Annotated in this window: 19 protein-coding genes, 1 tRNA gene and 1 other RNA gene; 8 read left to right on the top strand and 13 right to left on the bottom strand. The window is 38.5% G+C overall.

Annotated features, from left to right (window positions below):
- Positions 1 to 57: 57 nt before the first annotated feature.
- The 6 genes from DS885_RS13080 to ftsY form a co-directional block, all read right to left on the bottom strand.
- Positions 58 to 903 carry a prephenate dehydratase gene (locus DS885_RS13080; protein WP_113819866.1) on the bottom strand — a complete coding sequence of 282 codons (846 nt, stop codon included), beginning with the start codon at positions 901 to 903 and terminating at the stop codon, positions 58 to 60.
- A 107-nt stretch (positions 904 to 1010) separates the two neighbouring features.
- Positions 1011 to 1859 carry an RNA polymerase sigma factor RpoH gene (gene rpoH, locus DS885_RS13075; protein ID WP_113819865.1) on the bottom strand — a complete coding sequence of 283 codons (849 nt, stop codon included), beginning with the start codon at positions 1857 to 1859 and terminating at the stop codon, positions 1011 to 1013.
- Positions 1860 to 1970: 111 nt separating this feature from the next.
- Positions 1971 to 2291: a hypothetical protein gene (locus DS885_RS13070; RefSeq protein WP_113819864.1), complete on the bottom strand. Its 321-nt coding sequence runs from the start codon at positions 2289 to 2291 to the stop codon at positions 1971 to 1973.
- A 136-nt stretch (positions 2292 to 2427) separates the two neighbouring features.
- Positions 2428 to 3420 carry a permease-like cell division protein FtsX gene (gene ftsX / locus DS885_RS13065; protein WP_113819863.1) on the bottom strand — a complete coding sequence of 331 codons (993 nt, stop codon included), beginning with the start codon at positions 3418 to 3420 and terminating at the stop codon, positions 2428 to 2430.
- A 1-nt stretch (position 3421) separates the two neighbouring features.
- Positions 3422 to 4093, bottom strand: a complete 672-nt coding sequence (ftsE, locus tag DS885_RS13060; protein WP_113819862.1) for a cell division ATP-binding protein FtsE — start codon at positions 4091 to 4093, stop codon at positions 3422 to 3424.
- A gap of 17 nt (positions 4094 to 4110) precedes the next feature.
- The gene (gene ftsY, locus DS885_RS13055; RefSeq protein ID WP_113819861.1) at positions 4111 to 5784 is read right to left on the bottom strand and encodes a signal recognition particle-docking protein FtsY; all 1674 of its coding nucleotides are present in this window, start codon (positions 5782 to 5784) and stop codon (positions 4111 to 4113) included.
- Between the two features lie 97 nt (positions 5785 to 5881).
- On the opposite strand from ftsY, the gene rsmD reads away from it, so the two are divergent.
- Together rsmD and DS885_RS13045 are read left to right on the top strand one after the other, a co-directional pair.
- Positions 5882 to 6490 carry a 16S rRNA (guanine(966)-N(2))-methyltransferase RsmD gene (gene rsmD, locus DS885_RS13050; protein ID WP_113819860.1) on the top strand — a complete coding sequence of 203 codons (609 nt, stop codon included), beginning with the start codon at positions 5882 to 5884 and terminating at the stop codon, positions 6488 to 6490.
- Positions 6490 to 6753: a DUF1145 domain-containing protein gene (locus DS885_RS13045; RefSeq protein ID WP_113819859.1), complete on the top strand. Its 264-nt coding sequence runs from the start codon at positions 6490 to 6492 to the stop codon at positions 6751 to 6753. Before rsmD ends, DS885_RS13045 begins: the two co-directional genes overlap by 1 nt.
- Positions 6754 to 6845: 92 nt before the next feature.
- Here the strand turns inward: DS885_RS13045 and DS885_RS13040 are convergent, their stop codons facing one another.
- The 7 genes from DS885_RS13040 to DS885_RS13010 form a co-directional block, all read right to left on the bottom strand.
- Positions 6846 to 7805, bottom strand: coding sequence for a KpsF/GutQ family sugar-phosphate isomerase (locus DS885_RS13040; RefSeq protein WP_113819858.1), 960 nt, complete (start codon positions 7803 to 7805; stop codon positions 6846 to 6848).
- 47 nt (positions 7806 to 7852) lie between these two features.
- A tRNA-Pro gene (locus DS885_RS13035) sits at positions 7853 to 7929 on the bottom strand.
- Positions 7930 to 8076: 147 nt separating this feature from the next.
- The gene (gene fabV, locus DS885_RS13030) at positions 8077 to 9273 is read right to left on the bottom strand and encodes an enoyl-ACP reductase FabV (protein ID WP_113819857.1); all 1197 of its coding nucleotides are present in this window, start codon (positions 9271 to 9273) and stop codon (positions 8077 to 8079) included.
- A 156-nt stretch (positions 9274 to 9429) separates the two neighbouring features.
- Positions 9430 to 10647 carry an FAD-dependent monooxygenase gene (locus DS885_RS13025; RefSeq protein ID WP_113819856.1) on the bottom strand — a complete coding sequence of 406 codons (1218 nt, stop codon included), beginning with the start codon at positions 10645 to 10647 and terminating at the stop codon, positions 9430 to 9432.
- The gene (gene ubiH, locus DS885_RS13020; protein ID WP_113819855.1) at positions 10644 to 11915 is read right to left on the bottom strand and encodes a 2-octaprenyl-6-methoxyphenyl hydroxylase; all 1272 of its coding nucleotides are present in this window, start codon (positions 11913 to 11915) and stop codon (positions 10644 to 10646) included. Before ubiH ends, DS885_RS13025 begins: the two co-directional genes overlap by 4 nt.
- Entirely contained in the window at positions 11908 to 13206 is a 1299-nt protein-coding gene (gene pepP / locus DS885_RS13015) for a Xaa-Pro aminopeptidase (protein ID WP_113819854.1), read from the bottom strand. Before pepP ends, ubiH begins: the two co-directional genes overlap by 8 nt.
- 11 nt (positions 13207 to 13217) lie before the next feature.
- On the bottom strand, positions 13218 to 13787 hold the full coding sequence (locus tag DS885_RS13010) for a UPF0149 family protein (RefSeq protein ID WP_113819853.1): 570 nt from the start codon (positions 13785 to 13787) through the stop codon (positions 13218 to 13220).
- A gap of 172 nt (positions 13788 to 13959) precedes the next feature.
- Between DS885_RS13010 and DS885_RS13005 the strand changes: the two genes are divergently transcribed.
- The 6 genes from DS885_RS13005 (at position 13960) to DS885_RS12980 (ending at position 20243) form a co-directional block, all read left to right on the top strand.
- Positions 13960 to 14262, top strand: a complete 303-nt coding sequence (locus DS885_RS13005) for a cell division protein ZapA (protein ID WP_113819852.1) — start codon at positions 13960 to 13962, stop codon at positions 14260 to 14262.
- 412 nt (positions 14263 to 14674) lie between these two features.
- Positions 14675 to 14858, top strand: a non-coding RNA gene (gene ssrS, locus DS885_RS13000) — 6S RNA.
- A gap of 225 nt (positions 14859 to 15083) precedes the next feature.
- Positions 15084 to 15692, top strand: a complete 609-nt coding sequence (locus tag DS885_RS12995; RefSeq protein ID WP_441344267.1) for a 5-formyltetrahydrofolate cyclo-ligase — start codon at positions 15084 to 15086, stop codon at positions 15690 to 15692.
- A 112-nt stretch (positions 15693 to 15804) separates the two neighbouring features.
- Complete coding sequence (rpiA, locus tag DS885_RS12990; RefSeq protein ID WP_113819851.1) at positions 15805 to 16461, top strand: ribose-5-phosphate isomerase RpiA; 657 nt, start codon at positions 15805 to 15807, stop codon at positions 16459 to 16461.
- A 209-nt stretch (positions 16462 to 16670) separates the two neighbouring features.
- Positions 16671 to 17900 carry a phosphoglycerate dehydrogenase gene (serA, locus tag DS885_RS12985; protein WP_113819850.1) on the top strand — a complete coding sequence of 410 codons (1230 nt, stop codon included), beginning with the start codon at positions 16671 to 16673 and terminating at the stop codon, positions 17898 to 17900.
- A gap of 264 nt (positions 17901 to 18164) precedes the next feature.
- Positions 18165 to 20243, top strand: coding sequence for a methyl-accepting chemotaxis protein (locus DS885_RS12980; protein ID WP_113819849.1), 2079 nt, complete (start codon positions 18165 to 18167; stop codon positions 20241 to 20243).
- Positions 20244 to 20266: the final 23 nt, after the last annotated feature.

Raw genomic sequence — 20266 nt, 5'->3', positions numbered from 1 at the left:
TCTAAAAGAGAGGAATATTTTAGTTTTCACAAACTTGGAAAGGTTGAGTTTTGACGCTTAATTAAGCGCCTTAATATATGATCCAATCACGGTCACGTCATAGGATGACTGTATCTCTGCTAAGGCTGTCGCAATATGCTGATCTTCTTGGTGACCATCAATATCGATGAAAAAGTGATAATTACCAATTTGTGAACGTGTTGGTCGAGACATTATTGAGGTTAAATTTACTTTCTGTAATGCAAAGGCGCTCACAATATTACCTAACACACCAGGACAGTCTTGCTTGTTATTAACCACTAAAGTGGTTTTATACTCTTTGTCAGCAATACGCGCCTGCGGTGTTTCTGAAAGCACTAAAAAACGTGTTTGATTATTCGCGTAATTAGTTACATCGTTATTAATGATATTGGCATCTTGTGCATGAGCAAGTGCATGTTGAGGAATAATCGCCCCCGCATTTTTACCATGCTTTTTAGCCAATACTAAAGACTCTATATTGCTCTGAGTGTTATGAATTTTTACCCCTTCCAAACTATTAATAAACTCAGCACACTGTCCATGTGCCACAAATTGCACATATAGGTCTGTTAAGTCAGACATCTCTTCACAAAAACCCGCAAAGGAAAACTGAATAGGTAATAACAGCTCAGAAATCACTGATAATTTAGTATCTAACAGTTGGTCTAATACCACTTGAACATAACCTTCCGATAAATTCTCAATAGGTAAAACACCTAATTGACACTCTTTACCCACTGCCTGAAAAGTCTGGGTTAAGGTGCCGTAGTATTTAATATCGGCAGTTTGTACAGGTTGTTTGGCTTGGATTGCTTGTATGTAGCGCTTTGTAGCTAAATCAGAAAATGTATCTTTAGGGCCAAGCGTTGCAATAGTAAGCATAAAATACCGAGAATAATAGAAAAGGAAATTGGCTAGGGATTATATTCAATAAATAATGAGTTTTACATAAAAAAGGTGAGCTAGTTGCTCACCTTTAATTTAACTAATTAAAAATCCATATTGGTTTTTAATTTTTTCAGGGCGTTGGCCTCTAATTGGCGAACACGTTCAGCTGAAATATCATAACGAGCAGCTAAATCATGCAGTGTTGCTTTAGGCTCGCTTAACCAGCGTGAACTTAGAATGTCTTGGCTACGTGTATCTAACGTCGATAAGGCTGAATACAGTTTGTTCTTAGTATGAGACTCTGTATTTTCCTGTTCTATCTGATTTTCAACACTTGCTGTTTTATCTTCAAGAAAGTGCATTGGTGCGAAGTTATTATCGTCATCATCGTTAACACTTAAATCAAATGAATGATCCTGTGCATTTAAACGAGACTCCATTTCAAGTACATCTTTAGTACTTACATTAAGTTCTTCCGCTACAGCTTCCACTTCTTCCTGCTTAAACCAACCCAAACGTTTTTTAGATTTGCGCAGATTAAAGAATAATTTTCGTTGTGCTTTTGTAGTGGCAATTTTAACCACACGCCAGTTACGAATAACGTATTCATGAATTTCAGCTTTTATCCAATGCACAGCAAAAGAAACCAGACGCACACCCACAGTTGGGTCAAAGCGTTTTACAGCTTTCATTAAGCCGACATTACCTTCTTGAATCAGATCCGCCTGTGCTAAACCGTAACCAGCATAACTTTTAGCAATATACGCAACAAAACGCAGGTGCGACATAACTAGTTTTTTAGCGGCTTCTAAATCACCTTGGTAAAATAGACGTTCTGCTAACTCTTGCTCTTCTTCAGCGCTTAGCTTGGAGAATGAATTAACAGATTGAACATAGGCTCCAATACTTCCTTGAGGAACGAGACTCATCGAATTTATTGTTTCACTCATGATTCACCTTTGAATACTTTAAGTTTTTGTTAATAAATGTTTCTTAACAAGAAACAACTTATTATACAGTAGCAAAATAAAAATAAAAATATTTTAAGCCGCTAAAAAGCGTTAACTGGCTATCAAAAAATTTAAATAACATTTATCTGCTATTTTTCGCTTAACATAACGTGATAGCCAATATTGGGCCAACACATGATGTTGGAATAGATCTCTAAAATGTAGAGAGTTAACTCGCATCATTTGACCATCAATTAAGTCAAAAGTTGCATAGGCAATTAACCTCCCATCCAGACGAATTGCTAATATTTCCTTACATTCAGCAATTAGATCGATTAATTTTGTCTCTTTTTGAACCGCTATCTGTTCTTGAATTAACGCTTGAAAAGTAGGTGAAGAGACTGGTAACAATTTAATATCAACAACTTTCATAAAACACCTGTGCTCCTTTTTCACAATCCATTTTGTGAACTAACTCACAGTTTACAGGCAAAAAAAAAGAGATCAAGCAGATCTCTTTAATTTAAATTCAGATGTTTTTGATGTTTTTGATGTTTTTTAATCCGTATTATTTAGGCTCTATCGTCACTAGGTACTGTTTGACCGATATAAATGAGGCAATAAGCCCCAATAAAGCACCTATAAACAATAACATAATAGACTCATTAAAGGTCAAAGAGATAATCTCAAACTTAGCTTTATAAAGCCCTGTTAAGTTAACAACACCAGACTCTAACCAGATAACCATAATGGTTGAAAATAACCACGCAATCACCCCACCTAAGAAACCATACCAGGCACCAATGTAAAGGTAAGGCAATTGGATAAAGCGGTTAGTTGCCCCCACTAGCTTTAATACTTCTATTTCTGCACGTTGATTAAGGATATTAAGGCGAATAGTATTACTTACGATTAATAACACTGACAATAGTAATAAGGTGGCAATGGCAATTACAATGTCCACCACTAAATAGAAGATAGCCTGTAGTTTCTCAATCCAATCAATATCAATACGCACTAAATCTATATCTTGTTCACGCTCTAAATTAGCCACTAACAACTTAGTACCTGCGGAATTCATTGCTGATTCAACGGGCACCACAATCAATACGGCGGGTAATGGATTTTCATCTAAATAGTTTAAGGCTTTAGAGAAACCCGACATCTCTTTAAACTCTTGTAAGGCTTGATGACGAGAGATATAGGTAACGGTTTCAATATTTTCATACAAGCCTAATTTATTGATTAATACTTGTATCTGTTCTTCAGAGAGATCCTTTTTCAAGAATAAACTGATTTCTGATGCGCTTTCCCATTGTCCACCAACACGATCAACGTTTTTATAAACAACATGAAATACTGTGGGTAATGACAGTGCTAACCCTAATACTAAAATGGTCATCGATGTAGCAAATGGGGTTTTCCATAACTCCATAAAGTTATGAACAAGTTGATGAATGTGTTGACTGATAGTGGCTTTGACACGTCCAAAAAATGAGACTTTATTAATCTTTGGAGAGCCTGATAATTTTCTTTTGCTTGCACCCAAACTGTTATTCATATCAATCCCTTAGTAGACCATCATTAATCATATGACCTTCACGCAAGGTCAAGGTACGATAACGCATTTTAGCAATTAGTCCTAAATCATGGGTGGCGATTAAGACTGACATACCGAACTTATTTAATGATTCAAATAGCGTTAAAATTTCTAATGACAATTTAGGGTCTAGATTACCGGTAGGCTCATCGGCAAGTAATAATGGAGGTTGGTTGATAATAGCGCGCGCAATACCAACACGTTGTTGTTCACCGCCCGACAAGTTGATTGGGAAGGCATCTTCTTTGCCTGACAGACCAACTTTCTCTAATGCTGCTAGGCTACGACGTTTAATTTCAAAACGGCTATAACCTTCAATCAATAAAGGTAAACCAACATTATCTAATACGGTTCTATTCATTAACAGACGATGATCTTGAAAAATCATTCCAATATGGCGACGTAAATAGGGAATATCGTTGCCTTTAATATGACTGATATCATTACCATTTAATACAATTCGCCCCGCCGTTGGTCTTTCCATTAGGCTAACTAATTTTAGTAACGTACTTTTACCGGAACCAGAGTGCCCTGTTAAGAAGGCCATTTCACCTTGTTTTAAGTGAAAGTTAACGGAATTTAATGCGATATGGTCATCACTATAAACCTTACTGACTTCTTCAAATAATATCATCGTCTATTTTTACCTTGTTATGATTCTTCTTCTTTTGAGAAAAGTGCATCAATAAACTCTTTGGCATTAAACTCTCTTAGATCATCAATGCCTTCACCTACGCCTATATAACGAATAGGTAATTTAAACTGATCGGCAATAGAGAAGATAATCCCGCCTTTCGCTGTACCATCTAATTTAGTGAAGGTAACGCCGGTTAACCCTACCGCTTCGTTAAATAATTTAACTTGGCTAATGGCATTTTGTCCGGTACCTGCATCAATGGTTAACATGATCTCATGTGGCGCAGTCTCATCTTTTTTACGCATGATACGCACCACTTTAGCTAGCTCGGTCATCAAGTGATCTTTATTTTGTAAACGCCCTGCCGTATCAGCAATTAATACATCAGCGCCACGTGCTTGTGCGGCATCCATTGCATCAAATAAAACCGATGCACTATCTGCACCTGTTTGTTGGGCAATCACTGGGATATCGTTTCGTTCCCCCCATACTTGTAACTGTTCTACCGCAGCGGCACGGAATGTATCACCCGCAGCAAGCATCACTGATTTTCCTTCGTTTTGGTATTTTTTCGCTAGCTTACCAATGGTGGTAGTTTTACCCACACCGTTTACTCCTACCATTAAAATAACGTAAGGTTTTTTGGTTTGGTCAATGACTAGCGGTTGCTCAACTTCATCTAGGATATCAGACAGATCTTTCTTTAATAGGTCATACAGTACTTCTGCATCTTTTAACTGTTTTCTATTTGCATGATCAGTTAAGTTATTAATGATACGTAAGGTTGTTTCCACACCAATATCGGCAACGATCAGTTGTTCTTCTAGCTCCTCAAACAGATCATCATCGATTTTTTTACCTTTGAATAAAGATAATAAACCGCTACCAATACTCAGACGTGTTTTCTTTAACCCTTGAGCAAAACGAGCAAAGAAGCCTAATTTTTTATCTTCCTGTGGGGCAACAGTTTCACTAACAGGTTCAACTTGTTGCTCTTGTTCAATTTCCTCAACAACATCTTGCTCTACCTGTTGGCGAGCTAACTCTGCATTTCGCTGAGCTTCTTGGTATGCTAAACGCGCTTTCTCTGCTTGCTCTTTTTTGGCTTGCTCTACCGCTAACGCTAGCTTTTCTTGCTCTGCTTTTTCAGCCGCTAATTTAGCTTCTGCTGCAAGACGCTCTTGCTCAGCTTTCTCAGCCGCTAGTTTAGCTTCTGCTGCAAGACGCTCTTGCTCAGCTTTCTCGGCCGCTAGTTGAGCTTGCTTATCTGCTTCTGCTTTCTCTTCCGCTAACTTAGCTTCTACAGTAAGACGTTCCTGCTCAGCTTTCTCGGCCGCTAGTTGAGCTTGCTTATCTGCTTCGGCTTTTTCTGCTGCTAATTTAGCTTCAATAGCAAGACGCTCTTGTTCAGCTTGTTCAGCAGCTAACTTGGCTTGCTGTTCTGCCTGTGCCGCTTTTTCCTGTTCAGCTAATTTAGCTTCAATAGCAAGACGCTCTTGTTCAGCTTGTTCAGCAGCTAACTTGGCTTGCTGTTCTGCCTGTGCCGCTTTTTCCTGTTCAGCTAATTCGGCTTGTTGCGCCGCTTCTTGTGCTTCTTGTTGAGCTAATACTTCTGACTGTATCTCTTGCTCTGTTTTCTTGGCTGGTTTTTTAGAAAACCATGAAAACAACCCTTTCTTTTTAGACATTAATTAAAAACCTTACTAACAAGCTGATTACCCTGCTAAAATAGCGAGCATACTGAACTGCTATATTAACACTATTGCTTCCCGGACTTAAAATAATATGCGTAAAAATCAACGAGCTTCAAGCCAAGAAAAAGGCAAAAAGCCCAACTCCGATGGATTTATCCGATTAATATCAGGCCAATGGCGTGGAAAAAAGCTGCCAGTCAAAGATAAACAAGGATTAAGACCCACTACAGACCGCACCAAAGAAACCCTGTTTAATTGGCTAATGCATGATATTCGTGATGCAAACTGCCTCGATTGTTTCAGTGGCAGTGGTAGTTTAGGCTTTGAAGCTTTATCTCGTTACTGCCAATCTTGCACATTTTTAGAGTTAGATAAGCAAGTCGCAACGCAATTAAAAAATAATATCGGCACATTAAAAGCAGAAAATGCCCAGGTGATACAGGGTGACTCTTTACGCTATTTAACCCAAACAGCCGAGCAACAATATGATGTAGTCTTTGTTGATCCACCTTTTAACCTTGGCTTGGCACAACCTTGTATTGACCAATTAGAAGCACAAGGTTACTTAACCGACAACAGCCTTATTTATGTAGAAGTTGAAAATACCTTAACTAACTTGAACTTCCCACATAATTGGGTGCTACTAAAAGAGAAAAATGCCGGACAAGTTCGCTATCAATTATTCAAGAGAGAAAAATAATGGCTTATTTTATCCCCTTTGCAAAAGGCTTAATGGTGATTATTTGGGGCTTATTACTGGTTAATTTAGTATTGCCTTTCCCGGGTAAAGCAGCCATGGCTTTCTACTTTTTATTAGCCTTTGTTGTCGTTATGCATGCAATCCAATTATTAGTGATTTATGGGGCTTTTGCTGAAAAATTAAAATTAACCAAAAAAGAAGGAGTTGAGATTTTCTTTTTTGGTGTGTTCAAAATGTGGCAACTTAAAGACCGTTTAATGTAATTACTAGCACTCTTAATGTAGATGCCTTAAAAACAAAAAAGGATGAACACAAGTTCATCCTTTTTTGTTTTAAAGTCTTTGGCTAGCGAGCTCTACTGCCCCCACTCGATAATACCATCCACTTTTTTACCATCTTCACTGACCACCAGCCATTTAATATGCTTTTCACGCATTAACTCTTCCGCTTCGGTTAAGCGAGCAGATGCAGAAATTAAACGAGGTGTTGTATTCATTAAGTTTGATGCTTGGCTATCCACAATACTTTCACCAGAAATCAAGAAACGACGAACGTCACCATCTGTGATCACACCTTGTAAGTTATCACCGTCTAACACTAAAGCTAAGCCAGTACGCGTTTCAGTCATCACCATTAACACATCTGTTACTGACGTTTGTGCACTAACAATCGGTAAGTTATCACTGCGCATCTCATCACGAACAAAAGTCAGTAATCGTTTACCTAAGCTGCCTCCCGGATGAAAACGCGCAAAATCCATTGGGCTAAAGTCTTTTTCTAAGGTTAATGTATTCGCTAATGCATCACCAATCACTAAGGTTAAGGTGGTAGACGTACTTGGTGCTAAGTTGTTTGGGCAGGTCTCTTTTTCTACACTAGCATCCAATACCACATCAGAGTGCTTGGCTAATGTTGAGTCTTTGCCGCCAGTAATAGAGATGATTTTATTACCAAAGTGTTGTAATGATGGGATGATTTTTAATAACTCATCTGTCTCACCACTGTAAGAAATAAGCAGTAATACGTCATCTTTAGTGACCATACCTAGGTCACCATGAAAGGCTTCACCAGGGTGCATAAAGAATGAAGGTGTACCAACAGATGCAAGTGTTGCAGCAATCTTAGTACCGATATGTCCAGACTTCCCCATACCACATACAATCACACGACCTTGGCAGTTTTTCATCAATGCTAAAGCTTGTAAGTAAGCTTCACCCACTTGATTACTATGATCCGTGATTGCAGCACTTTGTACTTCAAAAACAGTTTTAACTTCTTTTAATAGTTGAGATTCTGGCAATGAAAAGCGAGACATGAAACTTCCTTTATATGAGAGGAAAGGTAATTAATAAACGAGGAAATTGGTCGGTATGAGAAGATTCGAACTTCTGACCCCTGACACCCCATGACAGTGCGCTACCAAGCTGCGCTACATACCGATGGTGCATAATTCTAATTATTTAGTGAGAAGTTGCAACAAAAAAGTCATCTGTTTGTTACTCCCAAATACTAAAGCTTAACGCTTTGCTAAAAAAATACCCGCATAAAGCGGGCATTTTCAATTTATTCAATGATTGAATAAGTAATTATAGGCAATCAAACTCTACCAATGTGTCCACATCAGCTTCGTAATCAACACCGTCAACACCAAAACCAAACAGTTGTAAAAACTCATCTTTGTAGTCTTGGTAATCAGTCAAGTCAAACAGGTTTTCTGTGGTGATTTGTGGCCATAATTCTGCACAAGCTTGTTGTACTTCATCACGTAATTCCCAATCATCAAGACGAAGACGACGCGCTTCATCAGTTGTTGGCGCAGTACCATCAGCTTTGAATAGTTGTGTCGTGAATAGACGGTGAATCTGTTCCATACAACCTTCATGTAAACCTTTCTCTTTCATGATTCTAAATACCATTGATAGGTATAAAGGCATAACAGGGATCGCAGCACTTGCTTGCGTAACAACACTCTTCTGTACTGATACGTAAGCTTCACCACCTAGCGAATCAAGTTGTGCTTGGATAGCTGTAGAAGCACGATCTAAATCGATTTTTGCTTTACCTAATGCACCATCCCAGTAGATTGGCCAGGTAATTTCAGTACCGATGTAAGAGTAAGCAACGGTTTTAACACCTTCAGCTAACACACCAGCGTCTGCTAATGCATTCATCCAAAGTTCCCAATCTTGTCCACCCATTACAGTAACAGTATTAGCAATCTCTTCTTCAGTTGCAGGCTCTACAGACGCTTCAATGATCGTATCTTTGTTAGTATCGATAGCCGTTGATGTGTAAGTCTCACCAATTGGTTTTAGGCTTGAACGTACTACTTCACCTGTATCAGGTAGTTTACGAACTGGCGCAGCAACTGAGTAGATAACCGCATCAATTTGACCTAGGTCAGCTTTGATTGTATCGATAACTAATTGTTTAGTTTCGTTAGAGAATGCATCACCGTTAACGCTTTTAGCGTATAGGCCATCTGCCTTTGCTTGCTTATCAAAAGCAGCACTGTTGTACCAACCAGCAGAACCAGGTTTACGATCAGTAGCCGGTTTTTCAAAGAAAACACCAATCGTTGATGCGTCACTACCGTATGCCGCAGCAATACGTGATGACATGCCGTAACCAGCAGAAGAACCAATCACTAATACACGTTTAGGGCCTTTTTCAATTTTGCCTTGTTCTTTAGTGTATTCAATTTGTGCTTGAATGTTTTTTTCACAACCCGTTGGGTGTGTAGTCGTACAAATAAAGCCACGAATCTTTGGTTTAATGATCATATTATTTCGCTCTTATGGTATTAGAAACCTTCAATCATAGACTCGTTTTATTAATAAACGAGGTATTTAATCAAAGGCGTAAGTAAAATTATCGCTAATATACCTGTTCTCTTAGCAAATGCCAAAAAACAAGGTTACAAGTTAATGATTTAGCCTTTAAACAAGCGCTTTAGGTAAACAGATGGCAGGTTTATGGCCATTGACCCCCATTGCTTGTTTAATAAATTGTTTTTTTAATGGCGAAATAGTATCGGCCATTAACAAGGCGGTATCTCTTAATATTTTTTTAACTGGATTATCACCGTCGAACAATTGTTTTAATAACTCCATTGAAGCAATCATTTCAGTCGCTTCAGTCTTACGCCAACGTTCAAAGTGGCGCAAGTTTTGGTACAAGCCAATATCACTGCCTTGCTCAACCTGTTTGAGGATCTCTTCAGCTAAACAAGCGGCATCGAGTAACCCCAAGTTAACACCCTGCCCAGCTAAAGGATGAATTGTATGTGCTGCATCTCCAATCAAAGCTACGCGGTGTTTTGCAAAGTCACGTGCATAGCGCATGGTTAACGGAATACAATGACGCTTACCTTGCACTTCACACAAGCCTAAACGGTTATCAAAGGTACGCGCTAAAACTTGATTGAAAGCTTGATCATCTAAGGCCATCAATAAATTAGCTTGCTCTGGAGGTAATGACCACACTATCGAACTCGTGTGTTGACCATATAGAGGTAAAAAGGCTAACGGCCCTTGTGCGGTAAAGATTTGTCGAGCACAAGCTTGATGGGGATCTGCAGTTTTAATAGTAGCAACAATCGCATTATGCTGATAATCCCACTGGGTTAATGGAATATTTAATTGCTGGCGTACCCATGAATTAGCACCATCGGCAGCCACCACTAATTTAGAAGTAAGCTGTTTGCCACTTTCTAAGGTTAACCAAGCTTCGCCGTCACCAATCGCCATATTTTGCAAAGCATCAGGACAAAAGAAGCTCACATTCGTCTGCTTTTGCACGCTAGTTAACAAAGCTTGTTGTAGATTAGTATTTTCAACAATATAACCTAGATCAGACTGATTAACCTGTTTGGCATCAAAAGCAATTTTTCCAAAACTGTCTTTTTCCCATACTTGCATCTGATGGTATGGCGTAACGCGTTGCGCAGATAAATGTGACCAGACATCTAAATTTTCAAATAAGGTTTTACTCGCAAAACTTAATGCGCTGACACGATTTTCAGGTTCTGCTGTCAATACAACAGGTTGCTTAGACTCTATGATCGCAATCGACAATGTGCTATTCGCTAAACAGCGGGCTAGCGTTAAGCCAACCATACCGCCACCAACAATGGTGACATCATAGGATTGCATCATGATAATTTCTCTCTGTTAAACAAATCAAACTGCCCTTTAGACTGTTCGATAATAGGCGTAGATAAAAATGGAAAAAGATTCATTGCTTTTAGACCAATGTTACGAGGAATACTTAACATTGGATAATGGTTACTAAAGATACGCACTAGGCTATCGGTCATCCAAATTGTACTGTGGTGATCTTTTTCACGACATTGCCAATAATCATTTAGCATGGAAAACGATCCAACATCATCAGACGCAGCAATAATAGTCGCAAGTACAAACAGATCTCTTAACCCTAAGTTAAAACCTTGCCCAGCCACAGGATGTAAACTATGCGCCGCATTACCAATACAAACAGTGCGATGAGAAAGTGGTTTAGTGGTTTTTAATAGATTTAAAGGATAGATATCACGCTTACCAGTTTGCTCAAATAATCCTGCACGATAACCAAACTTTTTCTGTAATTGCGCTAAGAACTCACTGTCAGATAGATCAGCAATCTGTTCCGCTTGCTGTTTCTCAACACAATACACTAATGAGAAACGGTTATCCGTAAGTGGCAACAAAGCGATCGGCCCACTTTTAGTAAAGCGTTCATAGGCGATATTTTTGTGGACTTTATTACATCGCACATTACAAATAATCGCACTGCGCTGATAGTCAGACAAGCTACTACTAATACGCGCTAATTTTCGCACCTGACTATGGCAGCCATCGGCCCCAACACATAATTTTGCACTCACCGTTTGGCCATTATCCAAAACACATTGGATCAGCTCGGGTTGTTGATTTAAGTCTGTTAATTTGACTTGATGTAAAGTAGTTAAAGAGGAAAAAGCCGCTAATGTACGTGACAGAACTTTACCTACGCGACGTAACTCCACCACATAGCCAAAAGCCTCTCCTGATAATTCAGGTGTTAACTCAGCACCACCAAAGTAGCCCTTATCTGAAACTTGAATGCTTTCAATCGGCTGAGCATGGGCTTTAATATCCCCCCATAAAGATAAACCACTTAAAATATCAACAGAGCCAGCATTTAATGCAATGCAACGCGCATCGAAACTGGGGTGGTACTCAAACTCTTTCTCTTGTGTGGACTCTAGACGTTGTGCATTTTCGTCTAATAACAAGACCTTCAATTGTGGGTTTTGCGTTAACAAGGTTAGCGCTAATAACGACCCCGACATCCCCGCCCCGACAATCACTACATCGTAGATGATAGCGTCAAGCGGCTCTGCCGTATCAAGTATTGGTAGATGTGGTTGAGATAATTTAGCCATTCATTAACGCTTCAATTGCTTTAATCTCTTTTGGCACAGCAGACGTTAAAATTTCACAGCCAGTCTCTGTCACAATGACATCATCTTCGATACGTACACCAATACCTTTCCAGCGGTCATCAACATCTGCATCTTGGCTAATATATAAACCAGGCTCAATGGTAATAGCCATGCCGGCTTGTAGCGCGCGCGGCGATTTAATGGTGCCAGTATTGCCCACATCATGCACATCTAAACCGATAGGATGCCCTAAACCATGCATGTAAAAAGCGCGATAAGCTTGTTCTTCAAGCAAACTGCTTAAATCGCCTTTTAACAGTCCTAACGCTAATAAATCTTCAGTCATTTTAGTCACAACCTGTTGATTGATCTCTAAGACACTAATCCCAGGTTTAACCAACGCTAAAGCTAATAACTGGCAGTCTAATACTAACTGGTAAATAGTTGCTTGCTCTTCAGAGAAACGGCCATTCACAGGAAAAGTACGAGTGATATCACCTGCATAGCCCTGATATTCAGCACCGGCATCAATTAATACCAAATCGCCATCTTGTAATACTTGGTCATTTTCCGTGTAATGTAAGATACAAGCGTTATTACCGCCAGCAACAATGCTGTTATAAGCTACATCACGTGTACCTTGACGTGCAAACTCGTATTCCACTTCTAATTGTAGTTGAAACTCAAACATACCAGGTTGGCACTGTTGCATGGCACGAACATGACCTAATGCTGATATTACACCGGCTTTACGCATTATCGCTTGCTCAGCTTCACTCTTAAATAAACGCATCTCATGTAAAGCAGGTCGCCAATCTAAAAATTGATTAGTACTGATCACGCCACTACGAGATTGACTACGCAATCCATTTAGTACTTTTTCTAAAGACTGGTCTAAAGCAAAACCGCTTAACGTTGGGTAATATAAATTTTCAATGCCTACCAACAGCTCACTTAATTTACTTTCGAATTCATCGATAACATAAGCTTGATCAACTGCGAGAGTGTTAATTGCCTCAGCTTGTCCCATACGGTAACCATGCCAAATCTCAGCTGTTTTATCTTTTTTACGATTAAATAAAACCGTGGTTAGTTGCGCATCTTGTTTAATCAATAACAGGCATGCATCAGGTTCATTAAACCCGCACAGGTAATAGAAATCACTGTTTTGACGAAAGCGGAATTCAGTATCATTGCTTCGGGTTAGTTCTTGATTAGCAGGGAAAATAGCCATGCTGTTATCTAGCATGCTATCGGCAAATTGTTGACGGCGTTTTATAAATTCAGTCATAAGCTCTCAGATTAATGCAGTGTGTTAGAAACAGGTGACGATGTTTGACGAGAAAAAGTATTAAAACATAACATCGCACTCACTCGAAGGTACTCAACAATTTCTGTAAATGCAATTTCTGACTCTTCATCTTCTTGTTCGAAATCAAGAGATAGTTGAGAAATATCGCGAATATCACGAATCACTTCTTGAACATCTTCCGATGCTTGATTCAGAGACTGTTGCACCATACCAAAACCAACTAAAAAACCTTGAGCCCATTGCGCCATTGCTTCTGCACGCTCATCTAAGGGTTTATCGTCCGCTGGAAGTAATAAATGAAATCCTAGTCCATCATCTGTACATTGTTTTACTACGTCAGCGTAGATTTCAGCGATCAGTTTTTTCAGCTCAGAGGGTAACCCCATCCCTTCATTCACCACATCATTAAACAATGGCTGCCAGCTTTTATCATCCAATGCGATGCCACCGCATACAAAGCCAGATAGTACCCCATGGGTCTCCGCGGCATTAGTGAATAGCTCCGCCTGTTCAAGGGCTTGCGAAATTTTATCAAAACTTGGTAATACAGCAGAATTCATAGCGACACTCATAATAAACGAAAGATAGTTAACTTATTCTATCATCCACGGGATCTCGTCGCCAGTAAGTACTTGAAACTTGATAGCTAGGTCGATATAGTTCGCGCACAATACAACATTTTTTTTAGGGAAACAGACCACTCCCTTATTTAATCAATTTAACGGGGGCATTATGGCACATCTTGATATCACTATTTTAGGCCAACAGTATAAAATCGGCTGCCCTGACGGTGAGCAAGACAACCTGCTAGGGACTGTTGCTCAAGTTGATGAGCATCTTAAAGAGATGAAAAGCAACACCAGACATCTACGTAATGATCAATTAGTGGTGATGGCTGCATTAAACTATCGCCATCAACTCAATACGATCAAAGCAGAAATGCAAGCACAGACAGACCAATTAAATAACCGTATTCAACAATTACAAGATGCAATTAATGGTGCTTTAGATAAAACACCTACAAGCGAAGAGTAATCTCACACAGAATTAATAACGCCTTATTCATTTGGTTTTATATCCAGCCTTAAAAACATACCGACACCACTTAACATAAAAAATTAACGGTTTCGGTATTTATAACAATTTTTATTTTAATTCCACTTAATCACTCTTAATACCTCTTAATACCTCTTAATACCTCTTAATCGTCCTTAAGTTAGTCGGCTAATTTTAATGAAAAATAGCAAATGAAAGACAAAGAATTGAAACATAAACCATTTTCCCAAGCCTACTCCTTAAGTCTAGTTATCAAGCAAAGATCGTACACAAAATAACGCCATTAATTAGCGTGGTAAATATTGTGTGTAAAAAAACATCAAGCAGTCACAAACTTCCCATTTTTTCTTAAAAAGCCTTTAAAAACCCAATTAAAGTAGGTACAGTTTATTTAACCCTCGGGTACCCGTTAATCTTGACTAAGTCCCTGAGCCGATAAGTATTACCCTGGTGAATTAGGTTGATTACTATTGTGTAAACTCGACTAGTATCGAGAAACCTGCGGTAAGCACTGATACACCACCTTGACCTTCGGGTTCAAGGTCACAGTCAACAGCGGTATCCTTGGGTTAACTCATTTCCAGTTGATTTTTTCATTGTTTTTATAACAATAACTCAGCGTTTCAAATTCAGTATTTTACGTCCCTAAAAACATCCCTATATAAATTTTCCCACACTGAATTTAATCAATCTCTTTGGTTGTGTGTATAACTGTATTGTTGATAAAGTATTAGCTATCTCAACACAACTTATTGGTGACGGTTATTATTACTTCTCAGCGTGACAAGATTCGAAAAACCGTGCGCCAAGCACGAAAAGCATTAAGTGAAGAACAGCAACAAATTGCCTCTGCCGATTTATTTTTACGTTTGCAACAACATACTCGTATTGCACAAGCGCAACATATTTCAGTGACCTTAGCTTATGATGGAGAGATAGACCTAACACCGTTTATTGAGTGGTGTTGGCAACAAGGTAAACAAGTCTATTTACCTATGGTGCATCCAACGCAAACAGGCCATTTATTCTTTTTAGCTTATCAAGCAGATACAGAGATGATCATCAACCGCTATGGTATCAAAGAGCCCAAACTGGCTAGCTTATTTAATCAAGCTCCTGAACAGTTAACTCACCTTGCAGAGCACCCTGAAATTTTCCCCGCTGAGAAATTAGATATTGTATGCACACCTTTAGTTGCCTTTGATACACAAGGTAACCGTATTGGTATGGGCGGTGGTTATTATGATCGTCTGTTAGCCCCTTGGTTTACAGACCAATCAGGGCCTTATCCAATCGGTTTAGCACATGACTGTCAATGCGTAAAATCATTGCCCATTGCAGCTTGGGATGTGCCCTTACCAGAGATAATAACACCGCAACAACATTTACTTTTTTCAGACAAAAAATAAACCCCACAATTAATTCACGGTTTTTCATAAATTTAGCTTAAATTAACAGCGTAATTAAGGGTATAATCGCGCCACTTTCAAGACTCACTCTCACAGAACAGGATTAAAAGTCATGACGCAAGACGACAAGAAAAAAGCAGCCGCTTATGCAGCCCTAGAATATGTAGAAAAAGATACCATTGTCGGTGTTGGTACAGGTTCAACGGTTAATCATTTTATTGATGCATTAGCAACCATCAAAAACGACATTGTTGGTGCAGTATCCAGTTCAGAAGCGTCCACTGAAAAATTAAAAGGGTTTGGCATTGAAGTGTTCGACCTTAATGAAGTGTCAGAGTTGAGCATCTATGTTGATGGGGCAGATGAAATTAACCCATACAACCACATGATTAAAGGTGGTGGTGCTGCATTAACACGTGAAAAAATAGTATCAGCCGTTGCTGATAAGTTTATTTGTATCGTCGATGATACTAAAAATGTCGATATTCTGGGTGAATTTCCGCTACCTGTTGAAGTGATTCCAATGGCGCGTAGTTACGTTGCACGTGAATTAGTTAAATTAGGCGGTGACCCGGTATACCGTGAAGGCGTAGTAACAGATAACGGTAATGTTATTTTAGATGTATATAATCTTAAAATTGCTGAACCATTAACGTTAGAAAACCAAATCAATTCAATTGTTGGTGTTGTAACGAATGGTTTATTCGCAAACCGCGCAGCTAACGTGGTACTCGTTGGTACAGATAGCGGTGTAGATACCTTAAAATAAATGTAAAGTTGGCTCTCGGCTAGATTCAATACAGTGAGAGTCAATCTAGCGTAATCGCACAACAGTCGTCAGTAATAAGTTGTTTCATTTTAGCATATAGGAAACAGCACTCTCAGATTCACAATGACGACTATTTTTGCTATTTTACGCGCACTAAAATTATTCGCAAAATTGTCCATTCACCTTTAAATAAGGCTCAAGGAAATACAATGACTAAGTATTCACTCAATAAAGATAAAATTAAAGTTCTTCTACTAGAAGGTTTACACCCTAGTTCAGTGGCAACATTCACTGATGCGGGTTACACAAACATTGAAAGTATTAAGACTTCATTAAGTGAAGAAGATTTAATTGAAAAAATTAAAGACGTACATTTCATCGGTATCCGTTCTCGCTCTAACCTAAATGCAAAAGTATTAGCAGCAGCAGAGAAACTAGTGGCTATCGGTTGTTTCTGTATCGGTACTAACCAAGTGGATCTAGACGCAGCACAAGCAAAAGGTGTTGCTGTATTTAACGCGCCTTTCTCTAATACACGTAGTGTTGCTGAATTAGTACTTGGTCAAGCATTACTATTATTACGTGGTGTTCCAGAGCGTAACGCTAAAGCTCACCGTGGTGAGTGGGATAAGTCTGCAACTGCATCATACGAAGCGCGTGGTAAAAATCTAGGTATTATCGGTTACGGTCATATCGGTACACAGTTTGGTATTCTTGCTGAAGGTTTAGGTTTTAATGTTTCTTTCTACGACATTGAAAACAAACTGACATTAGGTAATGCAACGCAAGTAGCAAGCATGAAAGAGTTATTAGCTAAATCAGATGTTGTTAGCTTGCACGTACCTGAAGTTGATTCAACAAAGAATATGATGGGTGCTGAAGAATTCGCACAAATGAAAGATGGTGCGATATTCATGAATGCTGCACGTGGTACTGTTGTTGACATCCCTGCACTTTGTGATGCATTACGTAGCAAAAAATTAGCGGGCGCAGCGGTTGATGTATTCCCAACTGAGCCAAAATCAAACACAGAAGAGTTTGAATCTCCTCTACGTGAATTTGATAACGTGATCCTAACGCCACACGTTGGTGGTAGTACGCAAGAAGCACAAGAAAATATCGGTTACGAAGTAGCGGGTAAACTGGTTAAGTACTCTGATAACGGTTCAACATTGTCTTCTAAGAACTTCCCTGAAGTCTCTTTACCAGCACATAAAGGTGCAAGCCGTCTACTACATATTCACCGTAACCAACCAGGTATCTTAACTAAGATCAACTTGGCGTTTGCTGACAACGACATCAACATCGCAGCACAATACTTACAAACGAATGAAAATATTGGTTACGTAGTTATTGATGTAAACAGTGAAGATGCAGATACAGCATTAGAAAAACTGAAACAAATTGAAGGTACTATCCGCGCACGTTTATTAAACTAAGCGCCGAATAACCTATTACATAGGGACTCATTGAGTCCCTTTTTTTAATCTAAAACCAACACAAACCTATACTAAATAAATACCTAAGGCCCCTTCCCTCTAAAAAATCAACACTTCCTTCTCACCTAAACATCTAAAATTAAGCTATTTTTTGGGAAATATCAGCAGAATTGATAAATATCACTAAAGTAGTAACTATTAAAAATATCCCCTTCTTTCTGGTCTATAATTCCTGTAATTAAATATCTAAAGCAAGGAATATAAATGTCCGTATCATTAACTATCAAAACAAAGCTAGTGATTACACTATGTGCGCCGCTATTAATTATGGCGGCATTTTTTATCTATTCTTCTATTGAGACTGAAAATTATGTACTCGATAAAGAAAAAGAAAATGTACAAGTACAACTAGCTGAAGTACTCAACAATAACCTTAAAGGTCAAATAGATACCATCACCTATGCAATAACTGGTTTTTATAACGATTCAAAAATTGAGAATATTAAAAAAGGCCTCGCTGATGAAATGTCTGAATTCAGCTCAACCTTCAACAATATCTATGAAAATAGCAATTCTAAAGCAGAAGCTGAAACAAGTATTTATAACTTTATAAACCAATACCGCTGGAATAATGGCCGTTATTTATTTGCTTATAATGCGTCATCTTATATAGCAAAAGCTTACGGGAGTAATTTAAATAACATAGGTGTAAATGATTACAATAAGGTCAGTGGAGACGGTAAATATTTTGTCCGAGATATTGTTAAAGCCGCTAAAGATAATGAGATAGGCTTTAGCGAATATGCTTTTACCAACCCAACAACAAATACTCAAGAAGATAAAATTACGGCTTCTTTTTATTTTGCACCTTTAGACCTTGTTATTGCTAGTGGAGAATATATAAGTACGTTACGAGCAGATAAGATAAGCGACGCCTTGCATGCAGTGGTCGTTGCTAAATATGGAAAAAATGGATACTTCTGGATTCAAGATAAAGAGGGGGAGATCATTGCTCACCCTAAAAAATCAATCATAAATACAGCAACAGACAGTACTAAATTAATTGCAAATGGTATTAAAGGTAAAACAGAAGCAATAGTAAAAGTCGTTTATGAAAACCCGGCAACAAAGCAACATGAAAACAAAATAACCTATTCTCGAAATATCTTCCCAGATTGGGGGTGGACTATTGTTACAGGTGTATATGAAAACGATATTATTGAAGTTCAAAACAGCTTAACAGAAGTTACTGAAAATATATTTGATCAACAAGTCACCTCAATGATCACTACAGCAAGTGTGTTAATCCTCTTATCATTTGTAATAGTTGTTTGGATCATTACGGCGATTATGAAAAATTTACGTATATTAAAAGATCGTATTGATACGCTATCCACTGGTGAAGCAGACTTAACATCACGCATAACGATTATGAATAACGATGAATTAAGTGATATTAGTCGATCTGTAAATAATTTTATTATTTATCTGCAATCTATGATGCTTGATATTTCACAAGCTTCCTCAAATATCACAGCTACAACAAAACAATTAAATGAGCAGTCAATAAAATCAAATAATGCCTTACTCACTCATGCAAGTGAAACAGATCAAGTAGTCAGTGCTATTACAGAAATGAGTAGCACTTCTGAAAGTGTTGCACAAAACGCAGCAGATACATCAACGAATACACAAAAAGCTAATGATGAAGCGATATTATCAAAACAAATTGTCACAGAGGCTTCAAATAGTGTTATTGCATTAGTAGACGAGGTTGATTCTGCTTCAGCAAGCATTAATACCATGAGTAACAATACCCAAGAAATTATTAAAGCATTGAGTGTTATTGGCGAAATAGCAGATCAAACCAACTTATTAGCCCTAAATGCAGCGATAGAAGCAGCCAGAGCAGGAGAACAAGGACGAGGCTTTGCAGTGGTTGCTGATGAAGTGCGTTCTTTAGCTGCACGTACACAAAGCAGTACAGGTGAAATCAACCAAATACTTACAATATTAAGTAAAGATGCTGACAATGCAGTCGCAGCAATGGATATCACTAGAAGTAGCTGTCAACGAACGGCTGAAAATACAGCGAAGGTAACAGACAGCCTAGATAACATGACTAACTTTATAATTCATATCAATGACTTAAGTACTCAAATCGCAACAGCATCGGAACAACAAAGTGTTGTTACCGAAGAGGTAAGTTGTAATATGACGACTATCAACGAGATGGTACAACAATTGAAAATGAATGGCCAAGAAACACTAGATAGTACTGAAGAGCTAAGTTCAGCTAACAATCAGCTAGACCTATTAGTTAAGAAGTTTAAGTTGCAATAAATAAAGCTATTAATCAGTTAATG

Source organism: Psychromonas sp. B3M02, from assembly GCF_003318165.1.
Lineage (GTDB): Bacteria > Pseudomonadota > Gammaproteobacteria > Enterobacterales > Psychromonadaceae > Psychromonas.
The sequence above is the reverse complement of the archived record's forward strand: the minus strand, read 5'-3'. Positions and strand labels throughout refer to the sequence as shown.